This window comes from Massilia sp. BHUDP2 (genome assembly GCF_046236355.1).
Taxonomy (GTDB): domain Bacteria; phylum Pseudomonadota; class Gammaproteobacteria; order Burkholderiales; family Burkholderiaceae_D; genus Telluria; species Telluria varians.
On sequence record NZ_JBJUVW010000001.1, the window covers coordinates 278,858 to 292,533 of the forward strand.

13 protein-coding genes are annotated in these 13,676 nt (G+C 66.7%); 9 read left to right on the forward strand and 4 right to left on the reverse strand.

All coding sequences use genetic code 11. The features are described from left to right. Positions 1-57: 57 nt before the first annotated feature. The 7 genes from ACK6C6_RS01230 (at position 58) to hutI (ending at position 9,104) form a co-directional block, all read left to right on the forward strand. Entirely contained in the window at positions 58-1,728 is a 1,671-nt protein-coding gene (locus ACK6C6_RS01230) for an amidohydrolase (RefSeq protein ID WP_409265474.1), read from the forward strand. A 112-nt stretch (positions 1,729-1,840) separates the two neighbouring features. Next, positions 1,841-3,544: a urocanate hydratase gene (gene hutU / locus ACK6C6_RS01235; protein WP_409265475.1), complete on the forward strand. Its 1,704-nt coding sequence runs from the start codon at positions 1,841-1,843 to the stop codon at positions 3,542-3,544. Between the two features lie 11 nt (positions 3,545-3,555). Beyond that, the gene (hutH, locus tag ACK6C6_RS01240) at positions 3,556-5,103 is read left to right on the forward strand and encodes a histidine ammonia-lyase (protein WP_409265477.1); all 1,548 of its coding nucleotides are present in this window, start codon (positions 3,556-3,558) and stop codon (positions 5,101-5,103) included. Positions 5,104-5,124: 21 nt separating this feature from the next. Beyond that, complete coding sequence (gene hutG / locus ACK6C6_RS01245) at positions 5,125-5,913, forward strand: N-formylglutamate deformylase (RefSeq protein WP_409265478.1); 789 nt, start codon at positions 5,125-5,127, stop codon at positions 5,911-5,913. Then, positions 5,910-7,277, forward strand: coding sequence for a formimidoylglutamate deiminase (locus tag ACK6C6_RS01250; protein ID WP_409265479.1), 1,368 nt, complete (start codon positions 5,910-5,912; stop codon positions 7,275-7,277). The genes hutG and ACK6C6_RS01250 overlap by 4 nt, the downstream gene beginning before the upstream one ends. Continuing rightward, on the forward strand, positions 7,274-7,879 hold the full coding sequence (locus tag ACK6C6_RS01255) for a HutD family protein (protein ID WP_209587322.1): 606 nt from the start codon (positions 7,274-7,276) through the stop codon (positions 7,877-7,879). Before ACK6C6_RS01250 ends, ACK6C6_RS01255 begins: the two co-directional genes overlap by 4 nt. Beyond that, positions 7,872-9,104: an imidazolonepropionase gene (gene hutI, locus ACK6C6_RS01260; protein WP_409265480.1), complete on the forward strand. Its 1,233-nt coding sequence runs from the start codon at positions 7,872-7,874 to the stop codon at positions 9,102-9,104. Before ACK6C6_RS01255 ends, hutI begins: the two co-directional genes overlap by 8 nt. 280 nt (positions 9,105-9,384) lie before the next feature. Here the strand turns inward: hutI and ACK6C6_RS01265 are convergent, their stop codons facing one another. Genes ACK6C6_RS01265 through ACK6C6_RS01280 form a run of 4 tightly spaced genes read right to left on the reverse strand, consistent with a single transcriptional unit; the run spans position 9,385 to position 12,295 of the window. Continuing rightward, on the reverse strand, positions 9,385-9,876 hold the full coding sequence (locus tag ACK6C6_RS01265; protein WP_409265482.1) for a GNAT family N-acetyltransferase: 492 nt from the start codon (positions 9,874-9,876) through the stop codon (positions 9,385-9,387). Then, positions 9,873-10,811 carry an EamA family transporter gene (locus ACK6C6_RS01270; RefSeq protein WP_209587325.1) on the reverse strand — a complete coding sequence of 313 codons (939 nt, stop codon included), beginning with the start codon at positions 10,809-10,811 and terminating at the stop codon, positions 9,873-9,875. The genes ACK6C6_RS01265 and ACK6C6_RS01270 overlap by 4 nt, the downstream gene beginning before the upstream one ends. Before the next feature lie 51 nt (positions 10,812-10,862). After that, a complete protein-coding gene (locus ACK6C6_RS01275) occupies positions 10,863-11,309 on the reverse strand; it encodes a DUF962 domain-containing protein (RefSeq protein WP_409265483.1) in 447 nt (148 codons plus the stop codon). A gap of 35 nt (positions 11,310-11,344) precedes the next feature. Beyond that, complete coding sequence (locus ACK6C6_RS01280; RefSeq protein WP_209587327.1) at positions 11,345-12,295, reverse strand: LysR substrate-binding domain-containing protein; 951 nt, start codon at positions 12,293-12,295, stop codon at positions 11,345-11,347. Between the two features lie 137 nt (positions 12,296-12,432). On the opposite strand from ACK6C6_RS01280, the gene ACK6C6_RS01285 reads away from it, so the two are divergent. Both ACK6C6_RS01285 and ACK6C6_RS01290 read left to right on the forward strand, forming a co-directional pair. After that, positions 12,433-12,648, forward strand: a complete 216-nt coding sequence (locus tag ACK6C6_RS01285; RefSeq protein ID WP_409265484.1) for a hypothetical protein — start codon at positions 12,433-12,435, stop codon at positions 12,646-12,648. Continuing rightward, on the forward strand, positions 12,645-13,487 hold the full coding sequence (locus tag ACK6C6_RS01290; protein WP_209587328.1) for an alpha/beta hydrolase: 843 nt from the start codon (positions 12,645-12,647) through the stop codon (positions 13,485-13,487). The genes ACK6C6_RS01285 and ACK6C6_RS01290 overlap by 4 nt, the downstream gene beginning before the upstream one ends. Positions 13,488-13,676 lie beyond the last annotated feature (189 nt).

Sequence of the window (13,676 nt, forward strand, 5' to 3'; positions counted from 1 at the left end):
CTCCGTGCCGTGCCCATAAGGCGCGGTCACCCATACAAAAACGGAGAATTGATAAGCATGCGCGCGCGCCAGATCCCCCTGTCTTCCCTGATCGTCCTCGCCGGCCTCGGCGTCCTCGGATCGGCCCACGCCGACACCGTCATCACCAACGCCAATGGCTACACCCTGAACGCCAAGGGCGAGCTGGTGCAGTTCAGCGCGCTGGCTTTCGACGACCGCGGACGCATCCTTGCCGTCGGCAGCAATGCCGAAGTGAGCGCCAAGGCGAAGAACGCGCGCCAGGTGGACATGCAGGGCCGCACCGTGCTGCCGGGCCTGATCGACGCCCATGGCCACGTGTTCGGCCTGGGCCAGCAGCTGACCCAGCTCGACTTGTCCAGCACCACGTCGTTGGACGGCGCCATCAAGTCCATCGCCGGCTATGCCAAGGCGAATGCGAACCATGCCTGGATCCGCGGCCGCGGCTGGAACCAGGAAAACTGGAAGCTGGGCCGCTTCCCGACCGCCGCCGAACTCGACGCCGTCGTGTCCGATCGCCCGGTCTGGCTGGAGCGCGTGGACGGCCACGCCGGCTGGGCCAACAGCCGCACGCTGGCGCTGGCCGGCATCACGAAGACGACGCCGGATCCGGCCGGCGGCAAGATCATGCGCGATGCGAATGGCGAAGCCACCGGCGTGCTGGTGGACGCGGCGCAGGAACTGGTGACCAAGGTCATGCCGGCCCAGACCGAGGCGGAAGGGCGCGTCATGCTGGATAAGTCGCTGCAAGAGATCGCGCGCATGGGCCTGACCGCCGTGCACGACGCCGGCATCGGCGTGGCGGAAGACCGCCTGTACCGCGACTACGCGGACAGGAAGAAGCTGACCGCGCGCGTGTACGCCATGATCGGCGGCACCGGCGAAGATTTTGACCAATTGGCAAAAAATGGCCCGCTGAAGGACTACGCCGACGGCATGTACGCGCTGCGCGCGGTCAAGCTGTATTCGGACGGCGCGCTGGGCAGCCGCGGCGCCGCCCTGCTCAAGCCCTACAGCGACGAACCGCATTCGCACGGCCTGCTGTTCTTCAAGCAGGCGCAGATGGACGCCATGATGACCAAGGCCATGCGCAAGGGCTACCAGGTCAACGTGCACGCCATCGGCGACGCCGGCAACAAGCAGATCCTCGACATCTACAAGAAGGAACTGGCCGCGACGAAGAGCGGTGCGCAGCGCCACCGCATCGAGCACGCCCAGGTCGTGACCCTGGACGACATCCCGCGCTTCAAGTCGCTCGGCATCATCCCATCGATGCAGCCGACCCATGCCACCTCGGACAAGAACATGGCCGAGACCCGCGTCGGCCCGGAACGCATCAAGGGCGCCTACGCCTGGCGCAGCTTCCTGCACCAGGGCTCGCGCATCGCCTGCGGCTCGGACTTCCCGGTCGAATCGCCGAACCCCTTCTTCGGCATCCACGCCGCCGTCACCCGCATGGACCACGCGGGCCAGCCGGTGGCCGGCTGGTATCCGAACCAGGCCATGTCGCTGAAAGAAGCCTTCCGCTGCTTCACCCTGGATGCGGCCTACGCCGGCCACCAGGAAAACAGCCTGGGTTCGCTGGAGCCGGGCAAGCACGCCGACTTCATCGTGATCGACCGCGACCTGTTCCGCATGCCGACCTACGACATCTTCAAGACCGGCGTGCTGGAGACCTGGGTGGGTGGCAAACAGGTGTTCAAAAAGTAAGCGCGGAGGGGCTGACAAAATCGATTGACTTGGTTGTATATACAACTTAGACTCATCGCTGCACGTGGTGCGCGCCCTTGTTGCGCGCACCATTTCCAACCCAGGAGCCGCCATGAACTCACCGATGCCCCACGACCCCCGCTTCGACCCCACCCGCGTCATCCGCGCCCCGCGCGGCAGCGAACTCTCCTGCAAGAGCTGGCTGACCGAAGCCGCCTACCGCATGATCCAGAACAACCTCGACAACGAGGTGGCCGAGAACCCGCAGGCACTGGTGGTCTACGGCGGCATCGGGCGCGCCGCGCGCAACTGGGAATGCTACGACCAGATCCTCGCCTCGCTGCGCGAACTGGAAGACGACCAGACCCTCTTGATCCAGTCCGGCAAGCCGGTCGGCGTGTTCCGCACCCATGCGGATGCGCCGCGCGTGCTGCTGGCGAACTCCAACCTGGTGCCGAAATGGGCCAACTGGGAACACTTCAATGAACTGGACCGCAAGGGCCTGTTCATGTACGGCCAGATGACCGCCGGCAGCTGGATCTACATCGGCACCCAGGGCATCGTGCAGGGCACCTACGAGACCTTCGCCGAAGCCGGGCGCCAGCACTTCGGCGGCGACATGGCGGGCCGCTGGATCCTGACAGCAGGCCTGGGCGGCATGGGCGGCGCCCAGCCGCTGGCCGCCACCTTCGCCGGCGCGGTCTCGCTCAACATCGAATGCCAGCAGAGCAGCATCGATTTCCGCCTGCGCACCCGCTACCTCGACAAGCAGGCGCGCGATATCGACGAGGCGCTGGCGATGATCAAGGAGCACACCGCCAAGCGCGAAGCGGTCTCCATCGGCCTGCTCGGCAATGCGGCCGACGTGCTGCCGGAACTGGTGCGGCGTGCACGCGCGGGCGGCCTGGTGCCGGACCTGGTCACCGACCAGACCTCGGCCCACGACCTGATCAACGGCTACCTGCCTTCCGGCTGGACGGTGGAAGAGTGGAAGGCCGCCCAGCAGGACCCGGCCCAGCACGCGCGCCTGAAAGCGGCAGCAGCAGGATCGTGCGCCACCCACGTGCGCGCCATCCTCGACTTCAAGGCTATGGGCGCCTATGCCGTCGACTACGGCAACAACATCCGCCAGGTGGCCAAGGACGAGGGCGTCGAGAACGCCTTCGATTTCCCCGGCTTCGTGCCGGCCTACATCCGTCCCCAGTTCTGCGAAGGCCGCGGCCCGTTCCGCTGGGTGGCGCTGTCGGGCGACCCGGAAGACATCCATAAAACCGACGCCAAGATCAAGGAACTGTTCCCGCAGCACGCACGCGTGCACCGCTGGCTCGACATGGCGCGCGAACGCATCGCCTTCCAGGGCCTGCCGGCGCGCATCTGCTGGCTCGGCCTGGGCGAGCGCCACCTGGCCGGCCTGGCCTTCAACGAGATGGTGCGCACGGGCGAACTGAAAGCACCCATCGTCATTGGACGCGACCATCTCGACACCGGCTCGGTGGCGAGCCCGAACCGCGAGACCGAAGCCATGCGCGACGGCACCGACGCGGTGTCCGACTGGCCGCTGCTGAACGCCCTGCTGAACACGGCCGGCGGCGCCACCTGGGTCTCGCTGCACCATGGTGGCGGCGTAGGGATGGGCTATTCGCAGCACTCGGGCGTGGTCATCGTGGCCGACGGTACCGAGGCGGCAGCCAAGCGACTGGCGCGCGTGCTGGTCAACGACAGCGGCTCGGGCGTGATGCGTCACGCCGACGCCGGCTATGAAAGCGCAATCGAGACGGCCAAGCGCAATGGCCTGAATCTCCCAATGATCAAGTAAGGCAGTACACCATGAACGACTCGCATCACCACCTGACCCTGCAACCGGGCGAACTGCGCCTGGCCGACCTGCGCGCCGTCTGGGCCGCCCACGTGCCGCTGAGCCTCGCGCCCGAAGCGTGGCAGGCCGTCAACGCCTCCTGCGCCCTGGTCCAGCAAATCACCACCAAGGGCGACCCGGCCTACGGCATCAACACCGGCTTCGGCATCCTGGCCAAGGCCCACATCCCGAACGACCAGCTGGAAGCGCTGCAGCGCAACCTGATCCTGTCGCATGCGGTCGGCACCGGCGAACTCATCGCCGACAACATCGTGCGCCTGATCGTGCTGACCAAGATCGGCAGCCTGGCGCGCGGCTATTCCGGCGTGCGCCCCCTGATCATCGAGACCCTGATCGCCCTGTACAACGCGGGCATCATGCCGGCAATTCCCTCGCAGGGCTCGGTCGGCGCCTCGGGCGACCTGGCGCCGCTGGCGCACATGACCCTCGCCATGCTGGGCGTCGGCCCGGTGCGCTATAAAGGCGAACTGATGGATGCCAAGCAGGCGCTGGGCGCCGCCGGCATCGAGCCGGTGACCCTGGCGGCGAAAGAGGGCCTGGCACTGATCAACGGCACCCAGGTCTCGACCGCGCTGGCCCTGCACGGCCTGTTCATGGCCGAGCGCGTGCTGGAAGCGGGCATGGTGGCCGGCGCCCTGTCGGTCGACGCCGCGCGCGGCAGCGACGCGCCGTTCGACCCACGCATCCACGCGGTGCGCGGCCAGCCGGGCCAGATCGCGGCAGCCGCCATCTACCGCGAGCTGGTGGCGGGCAGCGCCATCCGCGCCTCGCACCTGGTGGGCGACGAGCGCGTGCAGGACCCGTACAGCCTGCGCTGCCAGCCGCAGGTGATGGGCGCGGCGATGGACCTGATCGCCAATGCCGGCCGCACCCTGCTGATCGAAGCGAATGCCGTCACCGACAATCCGCTCTTGTTCCCGGACGACGGCGCGATCATCTCCGGCGGTAACTTCCATGCCGAGCCGGTGGCCTTTGCCGCCGACACGCTGGCGCTGGCCATCGCCGAAGTCGGCGCGCTGTCGGAACGCCGCATCGCGCTGCTGATCGACGCCAACCTGTCCGGCCTGCCGGCCTTCCTGGTGAAGGAACCGGGCCTGAACTCGGGCTTCATGATCGCCCACGTCACCGCCGCCGCGCTGGCCTCGGAAAACAAGTCGCTGGCCCATCCGGCCAGCGTCGACAGCCTGCCGACCTCGGCCAACCAGGAAGACCACGTCAGCATGGCCACCTTCGCGGCGCGCCGCCTGGACCAGATGGCGCACAATACCTCCGTGATCGTGGGCATCGAGCTGCTGGCGGCGGCGCAGGGAATCGAGTTCCACCGCCCCTTGAAGAGCTCCGAGCACCTCGAACACGTGCACGCCCAGCTGCGCGCCCGCGTAGCGCCCTACGATGCGGACCGCTTCTTCGCCCCGGACATCGAGGCCGCGCGCCTGATGGTCGTGAACGGCGAGCTGTCGGCATCAATCAAGGAACTGTTCACGGTTCTGCACCCTTAATCATTTCACCCAGGAGAGGCAATGGATTTCCGGTTCAAGGCAGGCAGGCTCCCCATGCTCGTGTCGATGCCCCATGCGGGCACCGACATCCCGGACGAGGTCGCAGGCAGCATGGCGCCCTGCGCCACGGCGCGCGCGGACACCGACTGGCACCTGCCGGAACTCTACGGCTTCCTGGAAGAGATGGGCGTGTCGACCATCTCGGCGCGCTGGTCGCGCTACCTGATCGACCTGAACCGCCCACCCGAGAACACCAACCTGTATCCCGGGATGGACACCACGGGGCTGTGCCCGGTCGACACCTTCGGCCGCGAGAGCCTCTACCTGCCGGGCAAGACGCCGGACGAAGCCGAGGTGCGGCGCCGCCTGGAGCGCTATTGGATGCCCTACCACGAGCAGTTGCGCGCGGAGCTGGATCGCTTGACACGTGAATTCGGCAGCGTGGTACTGTGGGACGCGCATTCGATCGCCTCGATCGTGCCGCGCTTTTTCGAAGGCCGCCTGCCGGACCTGAATTTCGGTACCGCCGACGGTACGTCCTGCGCCCCGGGCCTGGAACAGGCGGTGGTGGGCGTCGCCCGCGCCCAGGACCGCTTCAGCATCGCGGTCAACGGCCGCTTCAAGGGCGGCCACATCACCCGCAAGTACGGCCAGCCGGAGCAGGGCGTGCACGCGATCCAGCTCGAGATGTGCCAGTGCCTGTACATGAACGAACAAGCTCCGTTCGAATATCGCCCTGAGGCGGCGGCGCAAGTCCAGCCGCTGTTGCAGGACATGATCGGCGCCGCGTTGACGTGGGTGCGCGCATGAGAGCCCTGTTCGCCCGCCATGCGCTGCTGCCGGATGGCTGGCAGCGCGACGTGCTGCTCGAATGGGATGCGCAGGGCGACCTGACCCGCGTCGACGCGCAGGCCGCGCCGCCCCTCGGCGTGGCGCGCGCCGACTACGTCTTGCCGGGCATGGTCAACCTGCACTCGCACGCCTTCCAGCGCGCGCTGGGCGGGCTGACCGAGCGTGCCGGCGAGGGTCCGGACAGCTTTTGGACCTGGCGCGACCTGATGTACCGCTTCGCCGCCCGCATCACGCCCGAGCAGATCGAGGCCATCGCCGCCCAGCTGTTCGTGGAATGCCTGCGTCATGGCTACACCTCGCTGTGCGAGTTCCACTACCTGCAGCGGGGGCCGGATGGCGAAGCCTATGCACGACCGGCCGAAACCGCCGAGCGTGTGGCTGCCGCCGGCCATGCCACCGGCATGGGCCTGACCCTGCTGCCGGTGCTGTACAGCCATGCCGGCTTCGGCGAGCAGCCGCTGCGACCCGAGCAGCGGCGCTTCCGCACCGGCGTCGACGACATCCTCGGTATCGTCGAGGCGCTGCAGCCCCTGCGCGGCGGCCAGCTGGAAGTCGGCGCCGCGCCGCATTCGCTGCGCGCGGCCAGCATCGCGCAGGTGCGCGAGCTGGCGGCCGGCCTGCCGGCCGGGCGTCCGCTGCACATCCACATCGCCGAGCAGATGCCCGAGGTCGAGCAGAGCATCGCCTTCAGCGGCCGGCGTCCGGTCGAGTACCTGGTGGAGCAGGTCGGGCTCGACGAACGCTGGTGCCTGGTGCATGCGACCCACCTGAACGATGCCGAGGTGGCGGCGATCGCGCAGAGCGGCGCCGTCGCCGGCCTGTGCCCGACCACCGAAGCCAACCTCGGCGACGGCCTGTTCCCGCTGCAGGCCTACATCGAGCTAGGCGGCCGCTTCGGCATCGGCAGCGACAGCCACGTGTCGCAAAGTCCGGTCGAGGAGCTGCGCTGGCTGGAATACGGCCAGCGCCTGGTCCACCAGCGCCGCAATATTGCGTTCACACGTCAACAGCGCGACGTCGGCCAGTACTTGTGGCAGACTGCCTTGCGCGGCGGCGCCCAGGCGGCCGGTCGCAAGGTGGGCGCGCTCGCGCAAGGCCTGCGCGCCGACCTCCTGGTGCTGGACGGGAGCCATCCGAACCTGGACGGCGTGGGGGACGAGGACGTGCTCGGCCGCTTCCTGTTCTGCGGTAACGACAACCTGGTGCGCGACGTGCTGTGCGGCGGGCGCTGGGTGGTGCAGGGCGGACGCCACGTGGCGCAGGAGGCGGTCACGCAGCGCTACCGCCAGGCCATGAACGAATTGCGCGAGGTGAGCCAATGACCGTACTGATCCCATTCGCGGGACTGTCGCCGGTGCCGTGGAAGAACGGCGGCGGCAGCACGACCGAAATCGCCATCGGGCCGCCGGACTCCGGCTTCGAGGACTTCGACTGGCGCGTGAGCCTGGCCACCATCGAGAAGGATGGCGCCTTTTCAAGCTTCCCCGGCGTGGACCGGACGCTGGCCCTGGTCGAGGGCCACGGCATGACGCTGGAAATCGACGGTGAGCCGACCCTGGTGACCGATACCGAGCCGGTGGTGGCTTTCGACGGCAGCTCGCAGGTCATCGCGAAACTCAGCCGCGGCGGCAGCACCGACTTCAATGCCATGACGCGCAGCGAACGCTGCTACCACACCTTCGGCCGGCGCCGGCTGTCGGGCGATTCGTCCACATTCGTGGCGCGCGCCGACGTGACCGTGCTGTTCCTGGCGGAGGGCGACGCCCTCGAGCTGCGCAACGAAAAGGAGCGTATCGGCATGGTGCGCTACGACGCAGTGGTGCTGGAGCCCGGCTCGACTTGGCGTCTCGAAGCGGGGCAGGGCATGATCTACATCGTGGACGTCTGGTACCACGAGGAAGAAGACGAAGAAAGCTATGAGTGACGCTGTGGACCTGCTGTTCACGAACGTGAATCTGGCCACGATGGTGCCTACCGCCGTGGACGGCTACGGCGAGATGCCTGACGCCGCGCTGGCCGTGAAGGACGGCCGCATCGCCTGGCTCGGCGCGCGCCGCGATGCGCCGCCGGCCAGCGCGGAACACGACTGCGGCGGCGCCTGGATGACGCCGGGCCTGGTCGACTGCCACACCCACGTCGTCCACGCCGGCAACCGCAGCAAGGAATGGGAAGCGCGCCTGAACGGCGCCAGCTACGAGGACATCGCGCGCCAGGGCGGCGGCATCATGTCCACCGTGCGCGCCACGCGCGACGCCGACGTCGAGGCGCTGCTGGCGCAAAGCCTGCCGCGCGTGGCCAGGCTGCTGTCCGAGGGTGTGACGACGCTCGAGATCAAGTCGGGCTACGGCCTGGCGCTGGACGCCGAGGCGCGCATGCTGCGCGCCGCGCGCGAAGTGGCCGGGCGCCTCCCGGTGCGGGTTGCCACCACCTTCCTGGGCGCCCATGCGCTGCCGCCGGAATTCGCGGGCCGGGCCGACGACTACGTGACTGAAGTATGCGAACGCATGCTGCCGCAACTGGTGCAGGAAGGGTTGGTCGACGCAGTGGACGCCTTCTGTGAACGGATCGGTTTTACCCATGCGCAGACCGAACGCATCTTCCTCGCTGCGCGGGCGCTCGGTTTGCCGGTCAAGCTGCATGCCGAACAGCTGTCCGACCAGCAGGGCGCCGAGCTGGTGGCGCGCCATGGAGGCTTGTCGGCCGACCACCTCGAATACCTGAGCCAGGCCGGCATCGACGCGATGGCGCGCGCGGGCACGGTGGCGGTGCTGCTGCCGGGCGCCTACTACTTCCTGCGCGAGACCAGGCAGCCGCCGATCGCGGCGCTGCGCGAAGCGAAGGTGGCGATGGCGGTCGCCACCGACTGCAACCCCGGCACCTCGCCGATGACCTCCCTGCTGCTGGCCATGAACATGGCCTGCACCCTGTGGCGCCTGACGCCGCAGGAAGCCTTGCTGGGCGCCACCATCCACGCCGCACGCGCCCTCGGCCTGCACGAGGAGATCGGATCGCTGGAAGTGGGGAAGCGGGCCGACCTGGCCCTGTGGGACATTGCCCGCCCGGCCGACCTGGCCTATGCCATGGGATCGAATCCTTGCCGCAGCGTCGTCAACGGCGGTGTCTTGCGTGCTGCGCACATCAGCGTGTGAACATACGGAGACAGGGCAAGCCTTATCCGTTACGCATGCACAAGCAACGCCCTCTTGAATAGGGTGTGCTTGACCTTCATCAAACCACTAATTTCCAGCTCGGGAATTATCAGTTCAACGGCAGCGAAAAACCGGTTTGGTAACAAGGGTAACCGGATGTAAGGCCTAATTGAATATTAAGAATCCACGTTTATATTGTTAGCGTGTGATTCACCATCTCCCCTCCCCATTTGACAAAATGGGTTCGCCCACGGCGCCTCACGGCCCCGTGGGTTTTTCTTTATGTGCGTCGTTCGGCCAAGGCTGTGAGGGTGTCGCCGGTGACGCGGCAAATGCGCCAGTCGGGCAGGATGTCGGCGCCCATCTGCTGGTAGAACCCGATCGCCGGGGCGTTCCAGTCCAGCACCGACCATTCGAAGCGGCCGCAATTGCGCTCGACCGCGATTTGCGCGAGGCGCGTCAGCATCCTGGTGCCATAGCCCTTGCCGCGGTGCGACTGGCGCACGTACAGGTCTTCCAGGTACAGCCCCTTTTTGGTCAGGAAGGTCGAGAAGTTATGGAAGAACAGCGCGAAGCAGACCACTTCGCCGTTCTCCTCGCCGATGATGGCTTCGCACGACGGGCGACTGCCGAACAGGCCCTCGTGCAGCAGGTCTTCGGTGGCAACCACCAGGTGTTCGAGTTTCTCGAACACGGCCAGCTCCACGATCATGGAATGGATGTGGGTAACGTCGGTGGGTTGGGCGGGACGGATGGAGAAAGTGGTGCTCATGGCGTTTCGAGTGGATTGTTCAGGTTTGCGGATTGCACGGGTTTGGCTGCGGGTGCGCGCAGGGCCCAGGCCACGCTGGCCAGGCACAGGACCATGCCGGCAAATTCGACGGGGCCGGGACGGTAGCCTTCGAGCTTGATCGACAGCAGGACCGACAGCACCGGCGTGATCACGCCGATGTAGACGGTCTTCTGCGCGCCGATGCGCCCGATCAGGGTGAAGTAGGCGAAGAAGGCGATCACCGAGCCGAAGATCGACAGGTAGACCAGGCCGGCCCAGTAGGTCGGGCTGCTCGGGATGACGAAACGGTCGCCATGGGCCAGCGACCACACGGTCACCAGCGACGCGCCCCACAGCATCGACCAGGCCATGGTCAGGGGCAGGTTTTCGCATTGTTCCTTCACCTTGGTGACGACGATGCTGCCGGCCGAACTGGCGATGGTGGCAGCCAGGGCGAGGATCACGCCGGCGATGAAGGCGGGGCTGCCGCCAGCCTGGAAATCGCGCCAGGCGGTGCCGATCGAATGCCAGAACAGCAGGGCGACGCCGGCGATCGCGACCACGCCGCAGGCGATGGTGCGGCGGCTGATGCCGGTGCCGAAGAACAGGCTGCTCAGCAGTGGCGTCCAGAACACCATCAGCGCGAACACCACCGCCACCAGGCCCGACACCACGTACTGCTCGGATTGATAGGTGCACAGGTAAGAGATGCAGAAGGTGAGCACGCCCTGCAGCGCCATCCAGCCATGGGTGCGTAGCGGCAGGCGCAGGCTGTCGCGGCGCACCAGGCAGATGAGGAACAGGGTGGCCGCGGCCAGGAAGAAGCGGTAGGCCACCGAGACGGCGGGCGGCGCTTCGCCCAGCTGCAGGGTGATGGCGAAGAAGGTCGAGCCCCAGATCAGGGAGGCGACGGTGAAGAGGACGGAAGAAGGCATCGCGCGAGTATACGTGCTCCCGCGCGTTCTTGCAGGTTGAATGAATACGCCTTAGTAAGCGAGATTCATGCGGCGATACAGGAAGGACAGCACGAACAGCGGCCCAATCAGCAGGAAGCGCAGGTCCTCGAAGAAGGACGGCTTCTTGCCCTCGATCTTGTGGCCGATGAACTGCCCGATCCAGGCCACCACGAAGATCGCGATCGACACCGGCAGCACTGTCATGTCCGGCATCAGCGCGAGTAAGCCCAGCATTACCGCGCTCATGACGCCCATGCCGATGGCGAACCCGCGCGACAGCTTGGTGTAGTAGTAGAGCGAGGCGAGCGTCGCCGCGATCGCCACCACCGGGTGGACCGCCCACATGATGCCCAGCAAACTCAGGACGATCAGGGGGATGCACACGAAGTGGATGATCTCGTTGGTGTGGTTGCGGTGGCTTTCGGCGTAGCGCGCCAGCAGGACGTCGATGTTGCGGGGGGATGCGCGGTGGTCCATGCTTGTCTCCGTGTGCTCTGTTGTTTTGGCCGATTCTACACCGTCTCCAGCTCCTGTTGAACGCTGGGCCGCGGCGCCTGCAGGCGCAGGTTCGGGTGGCCCGCGAACAGCTCGGAAATCCATTCGACGAACACGCGCACCTTGGCCGACAGGTGGCGATTCTGCGGGTAGACCACGTGCACCGGCAGCGCATCGCTGCTCCACTCGGGCAGCACCTGCACCATGCGCCCCGCCGCGATGTGCTGCGCCAGCAGGTAGTCCGTCATCATGATGACGCCCAGTCCCGCCAGCCCCGCATGCACATAGGCGTTCGAGTCGTTCAGGGCGATCGAGCCGGGCAGCGCCACTTCGATGCGCTCGCCGTCGCGGGTGAAGTCCCATTTCGAGATCTTGCCGGTCTTGGCCGAGAAGTAGTTGACGCAGCGGTGGCGATCCAGGTCGCGCGGATGTTCCGGCATGCCGTAGCGTTCGATGTAGGCAGGCGAGGCGGCGGTGACGAAGTTGATCACGCCGATGCGGCGCGCGATCAGGTTCGGGTCCACCAGCTCGCCGCCGCGCACGGCGCAGTCCACCCCTTCCTCGACCAGGTCGACCGGACGGTCGGTGCTGCCCAGTTCGAGCGTGATGTCCGGGTAGCGCTCGAAGAAGGCGGGCAGGGCGGGGATCAGGATTTCCGAGGCCAGGCCGGTGGGCGTATCGATGCGCAGCCGCCCGCTCGGGCTCAGCCGGTGGCGCGACAGCGATTCCTCGGCGTCGCGCACATCCGACAGGATCTGCACACAGCGTTCGTAGTAGGCCGCGCCGTCCGAGGTGATCATCACCTGGCGCGTCGTGCGGTGCAGCAGCTTGACCGACAAGGTCGATTCCAGCGTCTGCACCAGCGTCGAGACCGTCGCCTTGGGCAGGTTCAGCATTTCCGCCGCCTTGGTGAAGCTGCCGCAGTCGACCACCTGGATGAAAACTTCCATGGCCTGGAGCTTGTTCATGAGGATCTCACCTTCCTGAATTGGTCGATTGTTCGGCAATCTGAACAATCAATTCGTTATTGACATCTTTATCCGATTGTAGTTGAAGACTATAGTGTGTGCATCGCAACAAAATGTAAACATCAACGGAGCTGGTCATGAGCATGCGGGACGGAATCTTCACCACGGTAGCAGTGACCCTGAGCGGGGTAGCGCTGGCAGGCCTGCTGGGGACCGACGCCTATTCGCAGGCTGCCGGCGCGGAAGCGCGCGGCCTGAAGGCACTCTCGATGCAGCTGGAACTGGATTGCAACGCGTGCCCGGAAGGCGAATCGAGCCGCTGGGCCGTGGCGCCGGAAGGGGGCCGCCAATGAGCGCGGTACTCGAACGCGAAGTAGCCGCTACGGCAAACGTGGACGTGCGCGAGCTGGAAGTGGCCGGCGCACAGGGAGCGCTTGCCGCGCGCCTGTACACCGCCGGCACGCCCGCCAAGCGCGATACGCTCATCGTGTTCTTCCATGGCGGCGGCTTCGTCTCGGGCGACCTGCAGGAGGCGGACGAATTCCTGCGCCATATGGCCCAATGCAACGAAGAGCGTGCGGTGCTCGCCTCGAACTACACCCTGGCAACGGTGAGCCCATTCCCGGCCGCGGTGGAAGATGCGCACGCCGTGCTGCTCTGGACTACCAAACACAAGGCGAAGCTCGGCTGGTCCGGCAAGAAGCTGGTGGTGATGGGCATCGAGGCAGGCGCCAACCTGGCCGCCGTCTGCGCCCTGATGGCGCGTGACCGCGCCGCCCCCAAGCTGGCCGGCCAGATCCTGATCATGCCGATGCTCGATCCCGGCCTGTCCACCGGCTCGATGCGCCAGATGAACCAGTGCCCCGACCGCGAAAAAGTCACCAGCGACTGCGCCGCCGCCTACCGCGGCTACCTGCCGCATGCCGCCGACCGCGCGCATCCGTATGCCTCGCCGCTGCGTTCGACCCGGCTGAAGAACCTGCCGCCAGCGCTGATCCTCTCCGCCGAGGACGACCCATTGTGCGACGAGGCCGAACAATACGGCGCCAAACTGATCAATGCCGGCGTACGCACCACGGTGCGGCGCATGCCGCCGGCGCCCCTGCAGGACCCCGACGGACGCAACGAATGTGCATGCAAGGTGCACGCGCTCGCCGAGATCGCCACCTTCCTTGCCGGACTGGATCGCTGACCAGCCAGCGCCAGAGCTAACCATCACTGCCTTCCCAACAACCACGTGCCGCGAGCACGAGGGAGGCCCGTTTTTTCCCAAAAATTCGTCGCTTCGGCGACGTGAGGGAACGTCTTTAGAAAGAGGTGAGCCATGAACATGCACCACCTGCGCACCGTGCGCTGTTGATCCCGGCGCCCCCGCCGCGCT

What these genes read in the sequence shown, in the direction of transcription:
- ACK6C6_RS01230 (WP_409265474.1), top strand. Translation starts at nt 58, where the DNA reads ATGCGCGCGCGCCAGATCCCCCTGTCTTCCCTGATCGTCCTCGCCGGC.
- hutU (WP_409265475.1), top strand. Translation starts at nt 1,841, where the DNA reads ATGAACTCACCGATGCCCCACGACCCCCGCTTCGACCCCACCCGCGTC.
- hutH (WP_409265477.1), top strand. Translation starts at nt 3,556, where the DNA reads ATGAACGACTCGCATCACCACCTGACCCTGCAACCGGGCGAACTGCGC.
- hutG (WP_409265478.1), top strand. Translation starts at nt 5,125, where the DNA reads ATGGATTTCCGGTTCAAGGCAGGCAGGCTCCCCATGCTCGTGTCGATG.
- ACK6C6_RS01250 (WP_409265479.1), top strand. Translation starts at nt 5,910, where the DNA reads ATGAGAGCCCTGTTCGCCCGCCATGCGCTGCTGCCGGATGGCTGGCAG.
- ACK6C6_RS01255 (WP_209587322.1), top strand. Translation starts at nt 7,274, where the DNA reads ATGACCGTACTGATCCCATTCGCGGGACTGTCGCCGGTGCCGTGGAAG.
- hutI (WP_409265480.1), top strand. Translation starts at nt 7,872, where the DNA reads ATGAGTGACGCTGTGGACCTGCTGTTCACGAACGTGAATCTGGCCACG.
- ACK6C6_RS01265 (WP_409265482.1), bottom strand. Translation starts at nt 9,876, where the DNA reads ATGAGCACCACTTTCTCCATCCGTCCCGCCCAACCCACCGACGTTACC.
- ACK6C6_RS01270 (WP_209587325.1), bottom strand. Translation starts at nt 10,811, where the DNA reads ATGCCTTCTTCCGTCCTCTTCACCGTCGCCTCCCTGATCTGGGGCTCG.
- ACK6C6_RS01275 (WP_409265483.1), bottom strand. Translation starts at nt 11,309, where the DNA reads ATGGACCACCGCGCATCCCCCCGCAACATCGACGTCCTGCTGGCGCGC.
- ACK6C6_RS01280 (WP_209587327.1), bottom strand. Translation starts at nt 12,295, where the DNA reads ATGAACAAGCTCCAGGCCATGGAAGTTTTCATCCAGGTGGTCGACTGC.
- ACK6C6_RS01285 (WP_409265484.1), top strand. Translation starts at nt 12,433, where the DNA reads ATGAGCATGCGGGACGGAATCTTCACCACGGTAGCAGTGACCCTGAGC.
- ACK6C6_RS01290 (WP_209587328.1), top strand. Translation starts at nt 12,645, where the DNA reads ATGAGCGCGGTACTCGAACGCGAAGTAGCCGCTACGGCAAACGTGGAC.